The sequence below is a fragment of the Prevotella rectalis genome, assembly GCF_900607215.1.
In the GTDB taxonomy this organism is placed as follows: domain Bacteria; phylum Bacteroidota; class Bacteroidia; order Bacteroidales; family Bacteroidaceae; genus Prevotella; species Prevotella brunnea.
Genome location: NZ_LR027822.1, coordinates 641,429 through 662,767 on the forward strand (window position 1 = coordinate 641,429; position 21,339 = coordinate 662,767).

General features: G+C 43.5%; 16 protein-coding genes. 12 read left to right on the forward strand and 4 right to left on the reverse strand.

Annotated elements, in window-relative coordinates; all coding sequences use genetic code 11:
* Nucleotides 1-17: 17 nt before the first annotated feature.
* Nucleotides 18-698 carry a succinate dehydrogenase/fumarate reductase cytochrome b subunit gene (locus E0E16_RS11000; RefSeq protein ID WP_130830328.1) on the reverse strand — a complete coding sequence of 227 codons (681 nt, stop codon included), beginning with the start codon at nt 696-698 and terminating at the stop codon, nt 18-20.
* Nucleotides 699-1,476: 778 nt separating this feature from the next.
* Between E0E16_RS11000 and mnmG the strand changes: the two genes are divergently transcribed.
* The 8 genes from mnmG (at nt 1,477) to E0E16_RS11040 (ending at nt 9,714) form a co-directional block, all read left to right on the forward strand.
* Nucleotides 1,477-3,348 carry a tRNA uridine-5-carboxymethylaminomethyl(34) synthesis enzyme MnmG gene (gene mnmG / locus E0E16_RS11005; protein ID WP_130830329.1) on the forward strand — a complete coding sequence of 624 codons (1,872 nt, stop codon included), beginning with the start codon at nt 1,477-1,479 and terminating at the stop codon, nt 3,346-3,348.
* A 58-nt stretch (nt 3,349-3,406) separates the two neighbouring features.
* Nucleotides 3,407-3,937: an adenine phosphoribosyltransferase gene (locus E0E16_RS11010; RefSeq protein ID WP_130830330.1), complete on the forward strand. Its 531-nt coding sequence runs from the start codon at nt 3,407-3,409 to the stop codon at nt 3,935-3,937.
* 287 nt (nt 3,938-4,224) lie between these two features.
* On the forward strand, nt 4,225-6,078 hold the full coding sequence (gene uvrC, locus E0E16_RS11015) for an excinuclease ABC subunit UvrC (protein ID WP_130830331.1): 1,854 nt from the start codon (nt 4,225-4,227) through the stop codon (nt 6,076-6,078).
* A 33-nt stretch (nt 6,079-6,111) separates the two neighbouring features.
* Complete coding sequence (gene dtd, locus E0E16_RS11020) at nt 6,112-6,564, forward strand: D-aminoacyl-tRNA deacylase (protein WP_130830332.1); 453 nt, start codon at nt 6,112-6,114, stop codon at nt 6,562-6,564.
* A 130-nt stretch (nt 6,565-6,694) separates the two neighbouring features.
* Nucleotides 6,695-6,934: a hypothetical protein gene (locus E0E16_RS11025; RefSeq protein ID WP_130830333.1), complete on the forward strand. Its 240-nt coding sequence runs from the start codon at nt 6,695-6,697 to the stop codon at nt 6,932-6,934.
* A 28-nt stretch (nt 6,935-6,962) separates the two neighbouring features.
* The gene (locus E0E16_RS11030) at nt 6,963-7,313 is read left to right on the forward strand and encodes a nucleotide pyrophosphohydrolase (protein WP_130830334.1); all 351 of its coding nucleotides are present in this window, start codon (nt 6,963-6,965) and stop codon (nt 7,311-7,313) included.
* Between the two features lie 28 nt (nt 7,314-7,341).
* A complete protein-coding gene (deoC, locus tag E0E16_RS11035) occupies nt 7,342-8,253 on the forward strand; it encodes a deoxyribose-phosphate aldolase (protein ID WP_130830335.1) in 912 nt (303 codons plus the stop codon).
* A gap of 96 nt (nt 8,254-8,349) precedes the next feature.
* Nucleotides 8,350-9,714, forward strand: coding sequence for a WG repeat-containing protein (locus E0E16_RS11040; RefSeq protein ID WP_165444227.1), 1,365 nt, complete (start codon nt 8,350-8,352; stop codon nt 9,712-9,714).
* 201 nt (nt 9,715-9,915) lie between these two features.
* On the opposite strand, the gene E0E16_RS11045 is transcribed toward E0E16_RS11040, so the two are convergent.
* Nucleotides 9,916-10,893, reverse strand: coding sequence for a polyprenyl synthetase family protein (locus tag E0E16_RS11045; protein WP_130830337.1), 978 nt, complete (start codon nt 10,891-10,893; stop codon nt 9,916-9,918).
* Between the two features lie 86 nt (nt 10,894-10,979).
* Here E0E16_RS11045 and polA point away from each other — a divergent pair, with 86 nt between their 5' ends.
* Nucleotides 10,980-13,742, forward strand: a complete 2,763-nt coding sequence (polA, locus tag E0E16_RS11050; protein WP_130830338.1) for a DNA polymerase I — start codon at nt 10,980-10,982, stop codon at nt 13,740-13,742.
* 25 nt (nt 13,743-13,767) lie between these two features.
* On the opposite strand, the gene E0E16_RS11055 is transcribed toward polA, so the two are convergent.
* Nucleotides 13,768-14,730 (reverse strand): acyltransferase family protein, encoded by a 963-nt coding sequence (locus E0E16_RS11055; protein ID WP_130830339.1) that lies wholly within the window; start codon nt 14,728-14,730, stop codon nt 13,768-13,770.
* Between the two features lie 209 nt (nt 14,731-14,939).
* On the opposite strand from E0E16_RS11055, the gene ychF reads away from it, so the two are divergent.
* Nucleotides 14,940-16,043 (forward strand): redox-regulated ATPase YchF, encoded by a 1,104-nt coding sequence (ychF, locus tag E0E16_RS11060; RefSeq protein ID WP_130830340.1) that lies wholly within the window; start codon nt 14,940-14,942, stop codon nt 16,041-16,043.
* Between the two features lie 20 nt (nt 16,044-16,063).
* Complete coding sequence (gene lgt, locus E0E16_RS11065; RefSeq protein ID WP_130830341.1) at nt 16,064-16,912, forward strand: prolipoprotein diacylglyceryl transferase; 849 nt, start codon at nt 16,064-16,066, stop codon at nt 16,910-16,912.
* Between the two features lie 402 nt (nt 16,913-17,314).
* Here lgt and mutS read toward each other — a convergent pair whose 3' ends face one another.
* Nucleotides 17,315-19,978 carry a DNA mismatch repair protein MutS gene (mutS, locus tag E0E16_RS11070; protein WP_130830342.1) on the reverse strand — a complete coding sequence of 888 codons (2,664 nt, stop codon included), beginning with the start codon at nt 19,976-19,978 and terminating at the stop codon, nt 17,315-17,317.
* A gap of 903 nt (nt 19,979-20,881) precedes the next feature.
* Between mutS and E0E16_RS11075 the strand changes: the two genes are divergently transcribed.
* Nucleotides 20,882-21,322 carry a SoxR reducing system RseC family protein gene (locus E0E16_RS11075; protein WP_130830343.1) on the forward strand — a complete coding sequence of 147 codons (441 nt, stop codon included), beginning with the start codon at nt 20,882-20,884 and terminating at the stop codon, nt 21,320-21,322.
* Nucleotides 21,323-21,339 lie beyond the last annotated feature (17 nt).

Consider the following 21,339-nt stretch of genomic DNA (forward strand, 5'->3'; position numbering starts at 1 on the left):
CTTTACTGTGTCATGAATTAAACAAGACTTGGTGCGCAACCAAATGCGAATGCCAAAACAACTACCAAGAAGCCCAACATGAGAAGGGTGGTATAAACCATACCGATTTTTCTCCACCGGTTGAACCAAATCTTTCCATTGATTCCCAGAGTTTGCATAGCACTCCAAAAACCGTGCGAGAGGTGGAACCAAATGGCACAAAGCCAAATCACATAGAGAACAACATAGATGGTATTGGAGAAGGTCTCCTTGATGTAACCAAAACCATTGGCGGGATCACCCAATGGATCCGCAATATGGAAGATTTCGGCAAACATCATGTTATACCAAAAGTTGAATAAGTGGAGCAACAATCCCAAAAGGATAATGAGTCCCAACACTAACATGTTCTTAGATGCCCATTCCACTTTCGGTGTCGCCCCCGCTATGTCATAACGTTCATGACCACGAGCCCGGCGATTCTGCGCCGTAAGAATGAATGCATAAACGATGTGGAGCACCGTCAGCGCAGCAAGCGCGATGGTAGCAACCACCGCATACCAATTGGCACCCAGGAATTCACAAATCATGTTGTAAGCATCGCCTGAGAACAAAGCCACAACATTCATCGACATGTGGAATGTCAGGAATAGAATAAGCGCAATACCGGTAACCGACATCACGACCTTTCTACCGATAGATGAGTTGATTAACCACATAAATGTTTGATTTTAAATATTTAAACTATTAGAATTAAGTATTTTCACAACGTGAAAAAATTTCGGGTTAAAGCAGTTTTTCTACCTCTTGCGAAGAATAATCACGCCATATATTATAACATAATGTCTTTCTGTGCTGCAAAAATAACACATTAATTATGATTAAACAAAGTTTTTTGGCAAAAAGCAGGGCATTTTCATTAGCGATCTAACTATATTGACAGTTTCTAAACAGCAACCTCCATGACCGGTTAAAACTCTTCGGCGAACAAAGATAAACAAAAGAATGAGAAAAGTATGAACGCCTGTCGCAAATTCAACTTAAAAAAGAATGGAAAGGGGTAGCGAAAAATATGCTTCCGATGAAGAAAAAATATGTAAAAACAAACGAAAGCACGATGAATAGAGAAGTAAAGATGATTATTTCGTCGAGTGTGAAAAGGTAAAAAAACACGACACAAAAGAGATTTATAATGAAATTGTAAATGGCTGTGTAACTGCAAGTTATATTTTATAATTCAAAAGCTTACCAATTGCGGTGTAAAAGCTTAGCTTTTGCCTTTCAAAAGCTAAGCTTTTAGAATGCAAAAGCTTAGCAATTGAAATGGAATGTTTGAAAAAACATGACAAAACCGACCAATATGGGAGGATAAGGAGGAAAAACGGACGAACAAAGACGCACGCACGACATCCGCCTATGATGAGTATGTAAAATAACTGATTATACTTTCTCTTTCAATTAAAATTCTTACATTTGCAGAAAAATAAGGAAAAGAGAATGAATTTCAAATATGACATCCTTATAATAGGTGGCGGACATGCCGGATGCGAAGCCGCAACCGCAGCCGCGAACATGGGAGCAAATACTTGTTTGCTGACAATGGACATGAACAAAATTGCGCAAATGAGTTGCAACCCTGCCATCGGAGGAATTGCCAAAGGACAAATCGTAAGGGAAATTGACGCATTGGGCGGACAAATGGGACTGGTTACCGACGCGACGGCAATACAATTTCGCATGCTCAACCGCTCGAAAGGACCGGCGGTATGGAGTCCACGCGCACAATGCGACCGAGAAAAATTCATATTGGAATGGAAAAGAAAGCTTGACCATACGGATAAACTCGATATTTTCCAAGACCAAGCGGAAGAATTGCTCGTAAAGAACAACAGAGTGCTGGGCATCAGAACGATATGGGGAGTGGAGATATATGCCGGTGCGGTCATCGTGGCAGCAGGAACATTTCTAAACGGATTGATGCACATCGGGCACAGACAGGTGGAAGGCGGAAGATGCGCAGAACCCGCAGTACACAAATTTACGGAAAGTATAACAAAGCACGGAATTGTCGTGGCAAGAATGAAGACCGGAACACCTGTCAGAATAGATAAAAGATCGGTGGACTTCGATAAAATGGAAGAGCAACCGGGAGAAAAAGATTTCCATCAGTTTTCATTTATTGGCAAGCACAGACCACTTCCGCAACTACCCTGCTGGACATGCAACACCAACGAGAAAGCGCACGAAGTCTTGAGAAAAGGAATACCTGACTCGCCACTATTCAACGGACAAATACAAAGCACCGGACCGCGCTACTGTCCGTCCATAGAAACAAAGCTCGAAATCTTCCCCGATAAAACAAGTCATCCGCTTTTCCTTGAACCGGAAGGGATAGATACCAACGAAATGTATCTGAATGGCTTTTCATCGAGTATGCCATGGGAAATTCAATTGGAAGCCATTCATAAGATTCCGGCACTTAGAAATGCCAAAATCTATCGTCCGGGCTATGCAATTGAATACGATTATTTCGACCCGACACTCTTAAAACCTTCGTTGGAATCGAAGATTATCAAAGGTTTGTTCTTCGCCGGACAGGTGAATGGCACCACAGGTTACGAAGAAGCGGGCGGCCAAGGCTTGGTAGCCGGCATCAATGCGGTGGCTTTTTGCGGTAACAAGGAACCACTAATCATGAAAAGAGATGAAAGCTATATAGGCGTACTCATCGATGATTTGACAACAAAAGGCGTGGACGAACCTTACAGAATGTTCACATCTCGAGCCGAATACCGTATCCTATTAAGACAAGATGATGCGGATGCCAGACTTACAGAGAAAGCATATAGACTCGGAATAGCTACACGGGAACGATACGACAACTGGCAAAAGAAAAAGCAAAGAATGAACGATATCATCGGATTTTGCGAGACAACAGCAGTAAAACCAACCGAAATCAACGGCTATTTGGAAAGTATCGGAAACTCGCCACTCCACGCTTCTGCCAAGATAATCGACCTTATTGCACGTCCGGGAATTAACTTCAACGGATTATCCGAACAACTTCCAACTTTGAAAGAAACATTGGAAGCATCGCAGGATCGCAAAGAAGAAATTGCAGAAGCCGCAGAAATAAAAATCAAATACAAAGGTTATATCCAAAGGGAAAGAAACTTTGCCGAGAAAATGCATCGGCTGGAAGATATTAAAATAAAAGGTCATTTCAACTATGAAAAGATACACGACCTATCCACAGAATGCAGACAGAAACTGCAACGCATACAACCGGAAACATTAGCACAAGCAAGTCGCATCCCCGGAGTTAGCCCAAGCGATATAAACGTACTCCTTGTATTAATGGGGAGATAAACAATAAGATGTTTCACGTGAAACATATAAAGTGTAATCATCAAATTATCAATAATATATGAATAATAAAATTTTGCTCGACAACTTAAGATGTATTCCTGATTGGCCCATCAAAGGCGTAAATTTTAGAGATGTTACTACCCTATTCAAATCTCCTGAGGCACTTCATGAAATCACAGAAGAAATGTATGAGCTTTACAAAGACAAGGGAATTACGAAGATTGTGGGAATTGAAAGCAGAGGCTTCGTAATGTCTTCTGCATTAGCATTGCGCTTAGGGGCAGGAATCATATTGTGTAGAAAGCCCGGAAAATTGCCATGCGAGACAGTTCAGGAGAGCTATGCCAAAGAATATGGAATGGATACCATAGAAATTCACAAAGACGCAATTAGCGAAAACGATATAATTCTACTCCATGACGACCTGCTTGCAACCGGTGGTACAATGAAAGCTGCATGCAATCTGGTCAAGAAGTTCCATCCCAAAAAGGTATATTGCAACTTTATCATCGAATTGCATGAGGAATTTCCGAACAGCAGGAAAAGTTTCGATGACGATGTGGAGATTTCTTCATTGCTAAAATTTTAAGGATGTTTATCCAATCTGTCCCTTTTTCATAAAAAATATGTTATCGATTGATATAAAAAAATTCATCGATAACATATTTCTCATAAACTAAAGCGAACAGAGAGAAAAGTCTCAATCACACGTAAGTGGAAAGAATATACCATAGGCTTTCCCTTAATGGGATGGAAAAGCGAGCTTTTTCCACAACAAGTGAAGCAACAGGTGAAAGATAAAGAATGATTACCTGTATTTAATGTTTCACGTGAAACGAAGCAAAGTTTAAGCTCTCACAGTAAAGAGGTTATAAGATGGCAAAAGAGAAAAACATTAATCGATTGGAAAAACTCAAGCAAATAGTATCTACTCTACCGGATAAACCCGGTACGTATCAGTTTTACGACCATCAAGACAATATCATTTACGTTGGAAAGGCAAAGAGCTTAAAGAACAGGGTTTCATCTTACTTCCATAAAGAAGTGGACAGATTCAAGACAAAAGTGCTCGTTTCAAAGATTAACAATATATCTTACACGGTTGTAAAGACTGAAGAAGACGCTTTGCTGATAGAAAATCAGCTTATAAAACAATACCAACCTCGCTACAATGTATTATTGAAAGACGGCAAGACTTATCCAAGCATTTGCATAACGAATGAGTTTTTCCCACGAATCTTCAATACTCGCAACATCAACAAGCGTTTCGGGAGTTTCTATGGTCCTTACAGCCACATCAGCAGCATGTATGCCGTATTGGATATCATCAAGAAATTATACAAGCCTCGTACCTGCAAGTTCCCCATTACCGAAGCAGGTATCATGCAGAAGAAGTACAGACCTTGTCTTGATTATCATTTAGGGAACTGCAAGGCACCCTGCGTAGGAAAGCAAAATCGGGAAGAATATCTGCAAAACATTGAGCAAGCTCGTCAAATATTGAAAGGAAACACACGTGAAGTGCAAAGGTTTCTACAAGCAAAGATGCAGGAAAGTGCGGACAATCTGAGATTTGAAGAAGCAGAAAACTACAAGCAACAGTACCTTGCATTAGAGAACTTTGCTGCCAAAAGCGAAATAGTGAGTTACACAATTACCGATGTTGATGTCTTCACACTTGTGAACGATGAATTGAAAAAAAATGCTTTCATCAACTATATTCACGTGAAAAATGGAGCAATCAATCAGAGTTTTACATTCGAGTACAAACGAAAATTGGACGAAAACGATGCCGAATTGCTCAACGAGGCTATACCGGAAATACGCAACCGCTTCAACAGCACAGCAAAGGAGATTATCGTTCCATTTGAATTAGATTTCAAGATAAAAAACGCCGAGTTCTTCATTCCTCAAAGAGGCGACAAGAAACATCTGTTGGAGCTCTCCGAGATGAACGCAAAACAATATAAGTTCGACCGTTTGAAGCGTGCGGAGAAGTTAAATCCAGAGCAGAAACAGACTCGATTGATGAAGGAATTGCAAGAGAAACTCAAACTCCCTAAACTACCCTATCACATAGAATGTTTCGATAATTCCAACATTTCGGGAACAGATGCTGTAGCCGGTTGCGTGGTATATAAAGGCTTAAAGCCCTCGAAAAAAGATTATCGGAAATACAACATCAAAACAGTTGTGGGTCCGGACGATTATGCCTCCATGCAAGAAGTTGTGAGAAGGCGATACAGAAGGATGTCAGAGGCGAACGAGCCACTTCCCGACCTCATCATTACCGATGGTGGAAAAGGACAGATGGAGGTGGTCAGAGAGGTCGTTGAGGACGAGTTGCAACTACAAATCCCCATCGCCGGCCTTGCCAAGGACAACCGACACCGCACAAACGAACTGCTCTTTGGCTTTCCACCACAGACAATAGGACTGCCAACAAACTCCGAACTCTTCAAAATTCTGACACAAATACAAGACGAAGTTCACAGATTTGCCATTTCATTTCATAGGGATAAACGTTCCAAACATCAGTTACACAGCGAGTTGGATGACATCAAGGGAATCGGAATGAAATCAAAAGAACAGCTTCTGAAGAGATTAAGAACGGTAAAAAATATAAAAGAGGCTGATATTCTGACACTTACGGAGATTGTGGGGGCAGCGAAAGGTAAATTGATTTACAACTATTTTCACGCAAAAACAAAGGAAGACGAAGGAAAGTAGCAATAATTAAAATAAAAGCATTAAATTTGCGATATGAGAATCGTAATTCAAAGGGTGAAACATGCTTCCGTAACGATAGACGGTAAAGTAAAATCTGCCATTAATGAAGGGTATCTCATCCTTTTAGGGATAGGCAATGCCGACACGAACGAAGACATAGAATGGCTGGTCAGGAAAGTCATTGGCTTGAGGGTGTTCGACGATGAAGAAGGAGTCATGAACAAAAGCGTCATGGACATTGGCGGTGAAATATTGGTTGTTTCACAATTCACGCTCATGGCAAGCTATAAAAAAGGCAATCGCCCAAGCTATATCCGCGCTGCCGGTCATGAAACGTCCATACCACTTTACCACGCATTCTGCAAAAGCCTCAGTGCGGCATTGGGCAAACCAGTGGGTGAGGGTGAGTTCGGAGCCGATATGAAGGTAGAACTGCTGAACGATGGCCCCGTAACCATCTGCATGGACACAAAAAACAAGGAATAAAGTAACAAAACCAAAGATAAAAGAAGAGGAACAAAAGGGAAACCAACCTCGGAAGATAAGCACATAACAAAGTAACAACAGGTTGTGAATAACGAAGATACAGGCATGAGAAAAGAGCCTCAAAAGCATCATGAACATAAAGAACATCAAACGTGCACAAAACATCTGCGCTTTCATCTACCTGCTGTCAGTTTTCATCAATCAGCTCAAACCTTCTCACGATGAAATCTTCATGATTGCCTACGGATTGGCACTCATCGGTTTCGTTATCGCCACAATTATTGCGCTGTGTTTTTGGAAGGAACTCGCAAAATACGATAACATCTCGAACATGGCATTTGGATTATCTTCATCGTGGTGGGATTTATAATTTGGTTTGGCTAAAAAACAGATTACAGATGACAATAGAAGAAGCGCAAAAGATGGTGGACAACTGGATACACGAATATGGTGTGCGATACTTCAGCGAACTCACCAACATGGCGTGCCTCACGGAAGAAGTGGGTGAACTGGCGAGAGTTATTGCACGCACGTATGGAGACCAAAGCTTTAAGGCAGGAGAGAAACAAAATATCGGAGAGGAGATGGCAGATGTACTGTGGGTTCTACTCTGCCTTGCCAACCAAACCGGCACGAATCTTACGGAAGAGTTGCTCAAAAGCTTTGAAAAGAAAACACAAAGAGATAAGAACAGACACAAAGAAAACAAGAAACTAACGATGAAACCGAAAGTTTCAACGAAAAAATAAGAACATAAACAATAAAATAGAAAAAGAGATGGAAAAAGACAATGGAAAAATCGTAAACATCAGTAAATACGATGAAATGCTGAAGCAGTACAATCTGAAAATCAGCGATGAGGAAGTTAAATCAGCGGTGAAGAAAATCATCACCGAGAAAGTAGCCGAGAACGACAACCTCGAAGTGAAGAAATTTCTCTTAGGCAGCGTAGAGCTTACCTCGCTGAGAACAACCGACACGGAAGAAGAGATATTGGCGATGGTGGAGAAGGTAAACCGTTTTGCACACGCATACCCCACCCTGCCTCATGTTGCCGCCGTTTGTGCTTATCCTTGCTTTACCAAACTCATTGCCGAGAGTTTGGAAGTGGATGGCGTGGATATCACCAATGTAACGGGCAATTTCCCATCCTCACAAACGTTCTTAGAAGTAAAAACAGTGGAAACCGCTCTTGCCATTAAAGATGGTGCCACACACATCGACATCGTGCTCCCCGTAGGTAAATTCCTCTCCGGGGATTACGAAAGTGTTTGCGATACCATCAACGAACTGAAGCAAACCTGTGGCGACATCCCCATGAAAGTAATTCTTGAGACCGGCGACCTGAAGAACGCGCAGAACATCAAGAAAGCCGCTCTGCTCTCAATGTATGCCGGTGCCGATTACATCAAGACCAGCACGGGCAAAGAGAAAATAAGTGCCACACCGGAAGCTGTTTACGTGATGTGCCAAGCCATAAAAGAGTATTACGACAAGACTGGTATTCAGGTTGGTTTGAAACCTGCAGGTGGCATCAACACTGTAATGGACGCTGTTATTTTCTACACCATCTACAAGGAGATTTTAGGCGAGAAATGGCTCGACAACTATTGGTTCCGCCTCGGTACAAGCCGTCTCACCAACCTCTTGTTGAGCGAAATCGAAGGCAAGGAAATCAATTTCTTCTAACCCGATAGGAAATACCCCTCCTCCTTTCCGGCGGAGGGGTATTTATTTTCCATCTGAATTTTAACTTTCCAACCACAAAATATGGTCATAGCCACAATGAAAAGACACTTACTGCTACTCGCTTTATTAATACCTACCGTGTCGAACCACCTTTTCGCACAATACGGAAAGCCTGAATACTGTATTGGTGTCCACGAATATAATATAACCAAGGCACCAAACGGAAAATATATTCTATGGAAATATCCGAATAAAAAGGTTATCAGCAATGCCGACAGTATCAAACTAAGGAAAAACAGATGGTATTATGTATGGAAGAAAGGCAAACAAGGCTTGTACAACGAAAGCAAGGAGCGTTGCATTCCCATAAAATACGATGCCATTGTACAAATCACCGATAACTTGTTCCGTGTAGAAAAGAACGGGAAAAAAGGTGTTTACAACAGCAATGGTACCAAGGTTCTCAGTCCTATATACGATGAAATCATAGAAAAAGGCTTCTGGTTTGGCAACAATGGGTGTCTGAAAGTTGGCAAAGATGGGAAATATGGTATCTGCAACGAGCATGGAATACCCATTACCAAGCTTATATACAGCAAGATAAAAGGAGACTCCTATAAATTAGAACTTGTAAAAGGAAATACATCCGACTTCCTTTTGAACTATAAATACTTGGTTTACGACTGCAAGACTATCAAAGATGCATTCTCAGTGCCTGTCAATGGAATACAAACTAAGGACTATTTCGTATTTAAGAAAGACTCCTTATTCGGCTTACTCAACGAAAAGGGCGAAATGGTCATTACCCCCCAATACACAAAACTTATAAACAGATACTTAGGCTATCGATATGGTAAAACTTCTTGGCTTATTGCCTGCAATGGAAAAAAGTACGGAATTATCGATATAAACAACCATATTATCCTCCCATTTGAGTATAAAGACATCCGCTCAACAAACATTGAGGATTACTTCAGCGTAGAAACGGAATCGGGAAAACATTTCTACGACTACGTTGAAAAGAAGTTTATCACCGATTATACCTACGATTATTTCTTCGGTAACGGCACATACACCTCCATTAAGAAGGACGGTAAGGTAACAGTGATTAACAATGACACTAAGAAAATGATGTTCCCATATAAATATCAGGACATTATCAGTATATGGTCCAAACCGTATTTCTGCGTGCAACAAAACGATTTATACGGTATTATTGATGACAACGACAATCTAATCGTTCCCATTATATACCAAAGACCACTCAGGATCGTCTGCAAGGACAAAGTGGTTGTTTACAAAGATGGCAAGTATGGTATCATCAACCTAAAGAATGAGCTACTGTATGGTATGACGGAGAAACGCATTGTGGGCTACGAAAACTTTTTCCACATCATAGATTCCAAAGGGGAAGAAACAAAGTTGGATGCCAACTTAAAGGTTATCGAGGCAGCAAAGTAAAGCAAAAATATTTACAAACAGAACCATCTTAGTATCATTTGTAAATCACTGATTACCAAACAGATATAGATTGCATTATAAAAGGTCATCTTTTGCATGCCAAAAGATGACCTTTTACATTGCGAAAGCTGACCTTTTGAACAACAAAACATCACCTTTGGCACTGCGCTTCTAATTTTTTTTTACAACAATCGCTTACATTTAGCTCTTACGTTGGATGACAAAATCAAGATAGGCAATAAGCGACTGGCGTATTGCATCGCACTTAACATATTGACGAACGAACGAAAAGGCTGCGTCGTGAAACTCCAACATCTTCTTTTCAGCATACTCAATACCGCCGTTTTCTTTCGTAAAAGCGACTAAATGGGCGATTTCATCTGCAGAAACGGTTCCCTCTTTCACCTTCATTGCCAACTTCATCATCGGCCGGTTGCCAGTCGATTGCAAAGCATGAATCACCGGTAGCGTCAGCTTTCCTTCCGCCATGTCATTGCCCGTTGGCTTACCGATTTCCTTTGAGTCGTAATAATCGAATATATCATCGCGGATTTGGAAGATAATTCCTATGTTCTGACCAAACAAACGGGCTGCCTCCACCGCCTCCGAAGTGGCATTTCCGGCTTTCGCCCCTATCACGGCACAGGCCTCAAAGAGTGCTGCGGTCTTTTGTTTAATCACCTGGTAGTAAACATCTTCTGATATTTCCTGATTCGATATGTTCGTCAATTGCAGTATTTCGCCATTGGAGAGTGTGCGACCGAGATTGGCCAGGTCGCGAACGATGGATTCCGATTTTGTGAGCGATACGTTCAAGAGTGCGGTTGACAAGATGTAGTCGCCCACGAGCACCGCCACCTTGTTGTTATAGGTGGCATTCACCGATGCCTGCCCTCGCCGTTCGCCACTCTCATCCACCACGTCGTCATGGACAAGGCTGGCCGTGTGGAGCAGTTCCAATCCCACCGCAGCACGTTGAGCCACATAAGTAACATCACCGAAGTTCTTGGCAATGAGTAATATCAGCATGGGACGCATGCGCTTCCCTCCCCTACTCTTGATGTGCTCCAAAACGGAAGCAAGCAATCCTTCATCGTGCGAAAGGGATTCATTGAACAAGGAGATAAACTCCTCCAACTCATTGGAAATAGGACGCTTTATGATTGACAAATAATCCATTCGATATTATTTTGTTACAAAAATACTGAATATTATCGGTATATATGGCATTTTTTTAGTAATTTTACCCTAAAATTGGAATTACTATGGATAAATTAATTCTCATTGATGCTTATGCACTCATCTATCGCTCCTACTACGCACTCATCAGGAGTCCCAGAATCAACTCCAAAGGACAAAACACATCGGCGGTTTTTGGGTTTTGCAACACGCTAAATGAGGTTTTGGCAAAAGAAAATCCCACGCATGTGGCAGTGGCTTTCGACCATGGGAAAACTTTCCGCCATGATAAATTTCCCGAATACAAAGCGCAACGCGAGGAAACTCCGGAAGACATAAAATTAGCGGTGCCCATCATCAAATCCATTCTCGAGGCTATGAAAATTACCATTCTGCAAAAGGATGGCTACGAAGCTGATGATGTCATTGGGACAATTGCGAAACGCGCGGAAAAAGAAGGCATGAAAACGCTCATGCTGACACCCGACAAAGACTATGGGCAGCTCATTGGCAAAAATGTATTCATGTATCGACCCCGACACGGAGGCGGATACGAGAAAGTAGGTGTGGAAGGAATACGGGAGAAATATGGCATCGACAAACCGGAACAGGTCATCGACCTGCTGGCACTCATGGGCGATGCAGCAGATAACTTCCCGGGCTGTCCGGGTGTGGGAGAGAAAACCGCCGCGAAACTCATCAATCAGTTTGGCTCCATCGACAACATGTTGGAACATACCGAAGAGATAAAAGGCAAACTCAGAGAAAAGGTGGAAGCTGCGGTGAACGATATCAGGCTGTCGAGATTCCTTGCCACCATCTGCACCAAGGTTCCCATTGACACTTCATGGGAGGAAATGAAACTTGAGACCCCCGATACAGAAAAACTAATCGGGATATTCAATGAATTGGAGTTCAAATCATTTTTAAAACGATTTGTTAATAATAATCAAGAAACACAAAAAAAAGAAGATTTACAACTCGATTTGTTTGCCACAAATCCGACCAACGATAAAGAAACTTCAGAAAACACGAATTTTGAGAGCCTAAAAACAGTACAATATAAATATAAACTCATTGAAAATGAGGAAGAAGCACAATCCATTTGTGATTTTTTATTGACAAAAGAAATTCTCAGTTTAGACACAGAAACGACTTCCACCGACGCAATCGATGCCGAATTGGTGGGTTTGAGCTTCTCAGTGGAAGAACGAAAGGCATTCTACGTCGCTATTCCTGCTGAACGCGAAGAAGCCTTAAAATTCGTGAATATTTTTAAACCGCTCTATGAAAACGAGAAAATCCTGAAAGTAGGACAAAACATCAAGTATGACTACGAGGTGCTGAACAAGTACGGAGTGAATGTGAAAGGTAAGATGTTCGACACGATGATTGCCCATTACCTCATACAACCCGAACTTCGACACAACATGGACTACATGGCGGAAACACTGCTGAACTATAAAACCATCCACATTGATGAACTGATAGGACCGAAAGGTAAGCACCAGAAAAACATGCGCGACCTCTCCCCCACCGATATTTATGAATATGCGTGCGAGGATGCCGACATCACGTTGCAACTGAAAAACACTCTCGAGCCTAAACTCAAAGAGGCAAATGCCGAACAACTTTTCCATGAAATAGAAATGCCCCTTGTTCGCGTTCTCGCCGATATGGAGTTGCATGGAGTCAGAATCGATACGGAAGCTCTGAAGGATACGTCAAGAATATTTACCGATAGGATGACGCAACTTGAACAAGAGATTTACAAGCTTTCCGGTGAACAATTCAACATCTCAAGCCCTAAACAAGTAGGCGAAGTCATCTTCGGAAAACTACAAATCATGGAGAAACCGAAGAAAACAAAAACAGGACAATATGTTACGAGCGAAGAGGTTTTGGTGAGTTTGAAAACAAAACATCCTATCATATCTAAAATATTGGAATACAGGGGAATAAAGAAGCTACTTGGAACCTATATAGACGCGCTCCCCAAACTTATAAAGAAGCAAACAGGACATATCCACACCTCGTTCAATCAAGCACTCACGGCAACCGGCAGACTATCATCCAGTGATCCAAACTTGCAAAACATACCGGTGAGAACCGATGATGGCAAAGAAATCAGAAAGTGTTTCATCCCCGAACCGGGATGTAAATTCTTTTCAGCGGATTACAGTCAGATAGAATTACGCATCATGGCGCACCTCTCTGAGGATGAGAACATGATGGAAGCCTTCAGGGAAGGATTCGATATCCACCGCGCTACAGCCGCGAAGATATGGCATGAAGACATCAACGACGTAACCGATGCACAGCGAAAGAAAGCAAAACAAGCCAACTTCGGCATCATTTACGGCATCACCACCTACGGATTGGCACAGCGCATGGACATCTCAAACGGAGAAGCAAAAGAAATCATTGACGGATACTTCAACACCTTCCCGAAAGTGAAAGCCTATATGGAGAAAGCAAAAGAGGAAGCACGAAAGAAAGGATATGCCGAAACCATATTTCATCGTCGCCGTTATCTTCCCGATATCAACAGTCGAAACGCCACGGTCAGAGGTTTTGCAGAGCGTAACGCCATCAATGCCCCTATCCAAGGGTCGGAAGCCGACATCATCAAAGTGGCAATGATTCGCATTTGGAAACGTTTCAAAGCCGAAAACATCCGTTCGCAAATGATTTTACAGGTACACGATGAACTCAACTTCTCCGTTTATCCGGAAGAAAAAGAACAAGTGGAACGCATTGTATTGGAGGAGATGCAAAACGCCTACCCACTCCGCGTACCGCTTACCGCCGATGCCGGTTGGGGCGAAAACTGGTTGGAAGCACATTAACCCCCTTCGCGGAACCAATTGTCCATCAGTTGGTTCCGTTTTTATTGACAGCCGCAGAACGAAAGAACTTCGCCCTACCGAAAATACGCGACACATGGGTCTTATCCAGCAAATAAGCAATGGCAAGCGAACCGGAAATACTCAGCAACAGCGTAACGAAAACATGCAACCAGCCCGTTTCCTCCCATGCGAAAAACCGAAGATAGAACTTCCCTGCCATCGTAAATATCGGATGGAAGAGATAGATGGGCAGCGTGTTCATTCCCAACCAATCGGCAAAGCGAAGAACCTTAGGTGGCAATTGCCCACAAACCCATCCCGAAGAACTGATGAACGAGAACACGGCAAGGATGATGAGCGGATGAGACCAACCTCTTATCTCAGGCTGACAGATGATGAACAGAAAAATAAAAAAGAAGTAGAACTTTGGGCGAAACGCCTTATTGAAATCCACATCGAACTGTCGAAGAACGGAACCCAAGAAGTAATACATCACGCTTTTTATCGTCATGACAGGCAAGAACAGGGAAGCCACACACAGCAGTCCGGCAAACGCCAGCAGTTTTATCGCCAAATGCCATTGTACCGGCAAGAATCTGAAACTCAGATAATAACAAATGCCACATCCCATCATCGTGTAAAGAAACCAATACGGACCGATGGAAGTAAGGAAAACCTTCTCGAACAGGGCAGACAGCGTAGCTTCTTTCAATCCTCCGTTCACCGGAAGATAGAGCGACACCAGCGAAAAGCTCACCACCATGATGAGATAAGGAACGAAGATTCTGAGAAGGTAGAACGAAAACTCTTTCGCCGACTTTCTTACATTCACCAAATAGCCCGTAATCACCAAGAAAGAAGGCATCATAAAAGCCAGTATTGCCTCTTTCAATGCCGGATAATGAGTGCCAAAATTCACAATATGCACCAAAATAACCATACAGATAAGCACGGCGCGGGCAAAGTTTATTTCGTGATATTGCTTCATTTCGCGTTACAAACAACTTGATTTCGCGACAAATTTACGAAAATAAAACTATTTCAACCACATCCAATCCGCTGATAATTGCATTTCTCCGAAAATTCTTCACTCACCGCCCTCCCACATCCTTCCCCATTATTCTGTGCCATCTTCTCCCCTATTTCAATTTTATTATGTACTTTTGCAGACAAAGAAAATAAACGTTTATTTAAGATATGGCATTAAAATGTGGTATAGTGGGTCTGCCAAACGTTGGCAAATCTACCCTTTTCAACTGCCTGAGCAGTGCCAAAGCACAGGCAGCCAATTTCCCTTTCTGTACAATAGAACCCAATCTCGGCGTCATCACCGTGCCCGATGAGCGACTTGGAAAACTGGCAGAAATTGTCCATCCGGGACGTATCGTGCCTGCCACCTGCGAAATCGTGGATATTGCGGGGCTTGTCAAGGGTGCAAGCAAGGGCGAAGGCTTGGGCAATAAGTTTCTCGGCAACATTCGAGAGTGCGACGCCATCATTCACGTGGTGCGTTGCTTTGAAGACGACAACATCGTGCGCGAGGGTGGAAACGCCGTCAATCCCGTTGAGGACAAGGAGATTATCGACACGGAATTGCAACTGAAAGATCTTGAGACAATAGAAGCTCAACTCACAAAAAACCAAAAAATAGCCGCTTCAGGAAACAAAGACGCTAAGATATTGGTAAATGTGTTGGAAACATTCAAAGAGGTTTTGGAACAAGGAAAGAATGCTCGCAGCGTTACTTTCGAGAACAAAGAGGAGCAGCAAGCCGCACACAACCTGTTCCTTCTGACCACCAAACCGGTGCTTTACGTCTGCAACGTGGACGAAAACAGCGCGAAAGAAGGCAACAAATACAGTCGGCAAATAGAGCAAATCGCTGCAAATGAGGGCGCGGAAGCCATGATTATCGCGGCGAAGACCGAAGAGGACATCGCATCGTTGGAGAGCTACGAAGACAAAAAGCTCTTCCTCGACGAACTCGGATTGGAGGAAAGCGGCGTCAACCGACTCATCAAGAAGGCTTACCACCTGCTCAACCTCCAGACATTCATCACTGCCGGCGAGATGGAAGTGAAGGCATGGACATTCCAAAAGGGATGGAAAGCACCACAATGTGCCGGTGTTATCCACACCGACTTTGAGAAAGGCTTCATTCGTGCCGAAGTTATCAAGTACGAAGACTACCTGAAATACGGTTCGGAAGCTGCCATCCGAGAAGCCGGAAAACTCGGTATCGAAGGCAAAGACTATGTCGTGCAGGACGGCGACATCATGCACTTCCGATTCAACGTATAGAATAAAACAAAAGAAATTTTATGAATAATTTATTACTTTACATCCCATGGCAACCCGACGAATACCTGATGCGTATCGGTTCCACAGGCATTCGCTGGTATGGGCTGTGCTGGGTCATGGGGTTGGCACTCGGATATTTCATGATGCAATGGCTTTACAAACGCCACAAGTACGCCAACGAGAAGTTCGAACCCCTCTTCTTCTATGTGTTTATCGGTGTGTTGGTGGGCGCGCGATTAGGGCATTGCCTCTTCTATGAGCCGGATTACTTTCTCAGTGCGCCCGATCACATCATCGAAATCTTCGTGCCCATGCGACATCTTCCCGATGGCTCGTGGAAGTACGTGGGCTTTCAGGGACTCGCTTCGCATGGTGGCGTAATCGGATTGCTCATCGGACTCTATCTCTATATCAAGCGAACGAAGATGAATACATGGGTGGTGCTCGACTTCTTCGGACTTTGTTCGGGTATCACCTCCGCATTCATCCGATTGGGAAACCTCATGAACTCCGAGATTATCGGAAAAGTAACCGATGTGCCATGGGCATTCATCTTCTACAACGTGGATACCAGTCCGCGCCATCCCGGACAGCTCTACGAAGCCTTGGCTTACCTCTGCTTCTTCTTCTTGTTGCTTGCCATCTATCGCAAACACCCCAAGAAAGTGGGCACGGGACTTTATTTCGGACTTTGTCTGGCACTTATCTTCACTTTCCGCTTCTTCATCGAATACACAAAGGAAATGCAAGTGGATTTCGAAGCCGGTCTGCCGTTCAACATGGGACAGATGCTCAGCGTGCCGTTCATCGTTTTGGGCGCATGGGCTGCCTTACGATCAAGAGGCAAAGAATACACGGAAGAGAAATAAACAACAAGATGATATAAAATTACCAAGTAGTGGTAAAGGGATTACCAAGTAGTGGTAAAGAGATTACCAAGTAGCGGTAAAAAAATTACCAAGTAGTGGTAAACAGTTTACCACTGCATGGTAATTTTTTTATTTCATAGAGAATAAAGAGTCACGATAAGTAGGTATTCTAATTAATTGCCACAATATTTTCGTTTGTTTTTCAGTCAGTCGTTTGGATTGAAAAGGGAGTGTCGAGGGCTACTCGACCGATGGAAGACGGAAAAATGACGAAAAAAAGACAGAAAGATTGTAGGAAGTAAAATAAAAAAAACGAAGAAAAAATGTGTACGTTTAATTCTGAACACCTACTTCACTAAAAAAACTTTTTATCGCGTGTAAGTTCTGAGCCATTTTCGAAAACTACCCATTCGGACTTACGATTTTCTTGATATCGTTGAGCTTGTTCAAGGCTTCCATCGGGGTGAGATTATTGATGTCCAAGCCCAATATCTCATCACGGATTTGTGTCAGCACGGGGTCATCCAATTGGAAGAAACTCAGCTGCATCCCTTCCCTACTCTGCTCCAATTTCTCTGCCGAGAGCTTTCCTTTTCCACCCACTTGCGCATTGTCGGTCTCCAACTGCTTCAGGATAATTCCGGCACGCTTCACGATGGAGCGTGGCATCCCGGCAATGTCTGCCACATGAATACCAAACGAGTGTTCGCTGCCACCTCGTTTCAACTTGCGCAGGAAGATAACCCGCCCATCGGTCTCCTGCACCGATACGTTGTAATTCTTGATGCGCTTGAAGTTCTTTTCCATCTCGTTCAACTCGTGATAGTGCGTGGCAAAGAGTGTGCGAGCTGCTGCTTTCGGGTGTTCGTGCAGATACTCCACGATTGCCCACGCGATGCTGATGCCATCGTAGGTGCTCGTTCCGCGTCCCAACTCATCGAAGAGTACCAACGAACGTGGCGTAACGTTGTTGAGGATGTTCGCCGCCTCCGTCATCTCCACCATAAACGTGGATTCGCCGAGCGAGATATTGTCGGAAGCTCCCACACGAGTGAATATCTTGTCCACCAGACCTATTCTCGCACCTTCCGCAGGCACGAAACAGCCCACCTGTGCCAGCAATACGATTAGGGCAGTTTGGCGCAAGAGAGCCGATTTACCTGCCATATTCGGACCGGTTATCATCATGATTTGCTGTCGCTCGTTGTCGAGTAGTACATCGTTGGGCACGTATTCCTCACCGATGGGCAGTTGCGTTTCAATCACCGGATGCCGCCCCTGCTTGATGTCGATTACCTGCGAATCGTCCACCATCGGGCGCACGTACTTTTGTTGCTCGGAGACTTCTGCCAAAGCGTGCAAACAATCCAAATGCGCCACGAGGTTGGCATCAATCTGTATTTGCGGAATATACTCCTGCATGTCCTGCACCAGCTCGGAAAATAGTTTCGTTTCGAGCATGATGATTTTCTCGTCGGCTCCCAAAATCTTTGCTTCATATTCCTTCAGCTCGGGCGTGATGTAACGTTCTGCCTGCGCCAGCGTCTGCTTTCTTATCCAATCTTCTGGCACTCTGTCCTTGAATGTGTTGCGAACCTCAAGATAATAGCCGAAAACATTGTTGAAACCAATCTTCAATGAGTTAATTCCCGTCTGTTCAGCCTCCTTCTCCTGAATTTCAAGAAGATACTGTTTTCCGTTGTCCCGTATGGAGCGCAACTCGTCCAGCTCGGCATGAAAGCCCGAAACGATTACCCCACCCTTGTTCAACAGCTGCGGAGGGTCGTTCTTTATCTCGCGTTCTATCCTGTCGCGAATCGACTCACACAAGTTCAATTGGTCGCCGATGCGTTTCAGTCCCTCATCATCGGCAGTGGAACAAGCCGTTTTCAGGGGTTTGATGGCATTAAGCGCGTTTTTCAGCTGCACCACCTCGCGTGGCGACACGCGTCCCACAGCCACCTTTGAGATGATACGTTCCAAGTCGCCTATGCGATGCATCTGGTCGTCCGCACATTGACGGAAATCAGGATGACGGAAGTAATATTCCACCACGTCCAATCGCTCGTTGATGGGCTTCACCTCCTTGAGTGGAAAAACGAGCCAGCGACGCAACATTCGTCCGCCCATCGGCGTGATGGTACGGTCGATGACGTTGAGCAACGATGAGCCGTCTTCCTGCATCGGCGATATCAACTCGAGCGAGCGAATGGTGAAACGGTCGAGGCGCACATATTTCTCTTCCTCGATACGAGCCAACGATGTGATGTGATTGATGTTCGTGTGCTGCGTAAGTTCCAAGTACTGCATGATGGAACCGGCAGCCACCACGCCATCGCGAAGATGCTCCACACCGAAGCCCTTGAGATTTTTCGTTCCGAAATGTTTCAGTAGTTTTTGTCGAGCGGTAGATTCCGTAAACACCCAGTCGTCCATTGCAAAGGTACAGAGGCGCGTTCCGAAGTGCTTTTCAAAGTCATTCTTCCGTGTCCGGTCATAAAGAACCTCCTTTGAGGAAAAGTTTCCCAACAGTTTCTCCACGTAATCGTATGTCCCTTCGCCGGTGAGGAATTCTCCGGTGGAGATGTCAAGGAAACTGACACCACACGAACTCTTACCGAAATGCACGGCGGCGAGGAAGTTGTTCTCCTTGTAATTCAGCACATTGTCGCCCATTGCCACACCGGGTGTAACAAGTTCGGTAATGCCTCGTTTCACCATTTTGTCCTCTGCACTGAGTCCTTTCTTGCCTTTCAGTTGCTCACGTTTTTTCTTCGGGTCTTCCAATTGGTCGCAGATGGCAACACGCTTCCCGGCACGAATGAGTTTCGGAAGAAAAGTATCGAGGGCATGATGCGGAAAACCGGCCATCTCGTCGCCCACCGATGCTCCATTGTTGCGTCTTGTGAGCGTAATGCCGAGTATCTTCGCGGCTTCGATGGCATCATCGCAGTAAGTCTCGTAGAAGTCTCCACAGCGAAAGAGCATCAGCGCGTCCGGATGTTTTGCTTTCATGGAGAAGAACTGTCGCATCATCGGAGTAAGTCCCTTGTCGTTTTTAGCCATAAACCGGTATCCTTTTTCTTTTATCATTCGTATTGTGTGAGTTGCAAAAATACAAAAAAATAGTCGGATTTCCCAAACGATGGTCGAAACTTTAGCTTTGCAGCAGACTTTCTGCCACGTTTTCATTGTCGTTCCCAATAAAAGTAAGAATTACTGAATGTCAAACAAAATGGTTTTCCACCTTTTTTACCGAAATTTTATCTGAGATTTATAAATAATTCCGAAAAAAATCACAATGAAGCCAATGGTGTCCTAAATAATTTTGTGCCCCCACGCAAAGTTTCATCAAATCATGAGACTTGATGTATTTTGTTCCAATGTTGAATAACACATACCTCCTCATGACTCCAAATCGTATTCAGGTAATGGTAAACAGGCATTTGACAGTGAACATTCGACCCGACCGGCACTACGAAATTATATTACAAAAACTGCATCCGATACGCACTTCGTAATCCATTGATAATCAGAATGATAATAATTGCGATTTAAAAGCTTAGCTTTTGCACTTCAATTCATGACCTTTTGCATTGCAAAAGCTTACCTTTTGGAACGCGAAAGCTAAGCTTTGGATAAACGAATGAAGAAATTTTAGGACGTTATTGCAATGAAGCAGAACAATATCATTGAAAGAAAACCAATTATTCATTCTGATGAAAAAACATGTAAGTTTCCTTGCAATCGATTTTTTATTATTGTATTTTTGCAAATGGAATGATAAGACGGAAAGAAGGACACTTGTAATAGGTTCTTTCGCCATGACATTCCAAACACTCCCTTATTTTTTATTTAGATTTTGAATATTTTGAAAAAAACATAAGGAATTATTTGCTATATAAAAATATAATGTTAATTTTGCAATTGTAAACTCTACATTGCAAAATGAGCGTTTAATGAAAACAAATGAAAGGCAAGATAAGACATTTTGGGGTTATCCGGGCAATAGAACCCAATCGCATTCGGGTTCTGATTGCGCAAACATCAGCTTGTGAGTCTTGCAGGGCATCCAGACATTGTAGTGCTTCGGAAAGCAAAGAGAAGATAATCGATGTTTACAACGATGCCGAACAAAGTAAATATAAGGTGGGAGACGGCGTGATGCTCGTAGAATCGCACGCCACGGGAATGAAAGCGGTGCTGTTAGGGTTCGGAATTCCCTTCGTGCTCGTCATCTTGATATTGTTTTTATGCGCTCTACTAACCGACAACGAACCTGTGGCGGCATTGGCAAGTCTCGCTTCGCTGATTCCCTATTACGCAATTTTGTATCTCTTCAGGAACAAACTGCGTAACACGCTCAACTTCAGCATAGAGCATCCGACGAGAAAGAGCGAACAAAAATAATCTGCTACTTATAATAC

Coding starts and splice junctions, on each gene's coding strand:
- E0E16_RS11000 (WP_130830328.1), bottom strand. CDS start 698: ATGTGGTTAATCAACTCATCTATCGGTAGAAAGGTCGTGATGTCGGTT.
- mnmG (WP_130830329.1), top strand. CDS start 1,477: ATGAATTTCAAATATGACATCCTTATAATAGGTGGCGGACATGCCGGA.
- E0E16_RS11010 (WP_130830330.1), top strand. CDS start 3,407: ATGAATAATAAAATTTTGCTCGACAACTTAAGATGTATTCCTGATTGG.
- uvrC (WP_130830331.1), top strand. CDS start 4,225: ATGGCAAAAGAGAAAAACATTAATCGATTGGAAAAACTCAAGCAAATA.
- dtd (WP_130830332.1), top strand. CDS start 6,112: ATGAGAATCGTAATTCAAAGGGTGAAACATGCTTCCGTAACGATAGAC.
- E0E16_RS11025 (WP_130830333.1), top strand. CDS start 6,695: ATGAACATAAAGAACATCAAACGTGCACAAAACATCTGCGCTTTCATC.
- E0E16_RS11030 (WP_130830334.1), top strand. CDS start 6,963: ATGACAATAGAAGAAGCGCAAAAGATGGTGGACAACTGGATACACGAA.
- deoC (WP_130830335.1), top strand. CDS start 7,342: ATGGAAAAAGACAATGGAAAAATCGTAAACATCAGTAAATACGATGAA.
- E0E16_RS11040 (WP_165444227.1), top strand. CDS start 8,350: ATGAAAAGACACTTACTGCTACTCGCTTTATTAATACCTACCGTGTCG.
- E0E16_RS11045 (WP_130830337.1), bottom strand. CDS start 10,893: ATGGATTATTTGTCAATCATAAAGCGTCCTATTTCCAATGAGTTGGAG.
- polA (WP_130830338.1), top strand. CDS start 10,980: ATGGATAAATTAATTCTCATTGATGCTTATGCACTCATCTATCGCTCC.
- E0E16_RS11055 (WP_130830339.1), bottom strand. CDS start 14,730: ATGAAGCAATATCACGAAATAAACTTTGCCCGCGCCGTGCTTATCTGT.
- ychF (WP_130830340.1), top strand. CDS start 14,940: ATGGCATTAAAATGTGGTATAGTGGGTCTGCCAAACGTTGGCAAATCT.
- lgt (WP_130830341.1), top strand. CDS start 16,064: ATGAATAATTTATTACTTTACATCCCATGGCAACCCGACGAATACCTG.
- mutS (WP_130830342.1), bottom strand. CDS start 19,978: ATGGCTAAAAACGACAAGGGACTTACTCCGATGATGCGACAGTTCTTC.
- E0E16_RS11075 (WP_130830343.1), top strand. CDS start 20,882: ATGAAAGGCAAGATAAGACATTTTGGGGTTATCCGGGCAATAGAACCC.